This window comes from Candidatus Pelagibacter communis (assembly GCF_001180225.1).
Lineage (GTDB): Bacteria > Pseudomonadota > Alphaproteobacteria > Pelagibacterales > Pelagibacteraceae > Pelagibacter > Pelagibacter ubique_D.
On record NZ_CVST01000001.1, the window covers coordinates 1 to 1315 of the forward strand.

The following is a 1315-nucleotide window of genomic DNA, read 5'->3' on the forward strand; positions in this document are numbered from 1 at the left end:
GAAATGAAAAATGAAGTTTTACCAAAAAATATTTTAATGATTGGACCAACAGGTGTTGGGAAAACAGAAATTTCTAGAAGACTTTCAAAACTAGCTGAAGCTCCTTTTGTTAAAGTTGAGGCAACTAGATTTACAGAAGTTGGATATGTTGGAAGAGATGTAGAGCAGATTGTTAGAGACTTAATTGAAATTGCAATTGCTATGGAAAAAGTAAAAAAAAGAAAAGAAGTTTACGCAAAAGCCCAAAAAGCAGCTGAAGAAAAGGTACTTGATGCTTTGGTGGGAAAAAAGGCAAGCCTTGCAACAAGAGAGAGTTTTAGAAAAAGACTAAGAAATGGTGACTTAGATGACAACGAAATAGAGATAGCTGTAAGCGATACAGGTTCTAATGGTACCTCCTTTGAAATTCCAGGAATGCCAGGTGCTAATGTTGGAATGATTAATATTGGAGATATGATTGGAAAATCAATGGGACCCAAAGAAAAGAAAAAGAAAATGACTGTTAAAGAATCTCATGAAATTTTAATCAATGATGAATCAGACAAACTAATAGAACAAGATAAAATTATTAAAGCCGCAAAACTATCAACTGAAAATAACGGGATAGTATTTCTAGATGAAATAGATAAAATTTCAGCAAGAACTGATAGGGTTGGAGGTGACGTATCTAGAGAAGGAGTTCAAAGAGATCTATTACCTTTAATTGAAGGAACAACAGTAAATACAAAACATGGTCCAATAAAAACAGATCATATTTTATTTATTGCTTCTGGTGCATTTCAACTTGCAAAACCCTCTGATTTACTTCCAGAATTACAAGGAAGATTACCAATAAGAGTAGAACTAGAAGCATTAACCAGTGATGATTTTAAAAGAATACTTAGAGAGCCAGACTTTAGTTTAATAAAACAATATGTAGCTTTATTAAAAACTGAAAATGTTGATCTCGAATTCTCAGATGATGGAATAGATGCAATTGCAAATATAGCCTCTGAAGTAAATGCAACAGTAGAAAACATTGGTGCAAGAAGACTTCATACTATAATTGAAAAAATATTAGACGATATAAGTTTTACCGCAACTGATAGAGCTGGAGAAAAGATTGTAATTAATGAAGAGTATATTAATAAAAATCTTGATAGCCTTGTTAAAGATACTGATCTTTCTAAATTTATCCTATAGAATTGTTTTTTTTTAAAAGAATATAAAAAGCGCCACTACCTCCATCTTCAATTGTTGCATCCTGTATATCATTTATAACCCTCATTAAATTTTGATTATTGTTAATAAATTCAGGCACTGAATATTTTAAAAT

1 protein-coding gene is annotated in these 1315 nt (G+C 31.1%); it reads left to right on the forward strand.

The genetic code is table 11. The annotated features are described in order from the left end of the window. Positions 1–1182 (forward strand): ATP-dependent protease ATPase subunit HslU (gene hslU, locus AMN99_RS00005; protein ID WP_102134019.1); only part of this gene is annotated, 1182 nt, incomplete at its 5' end. Between the last annotated feature and the right edge of the window lie 133 nt (positions 1183–1315).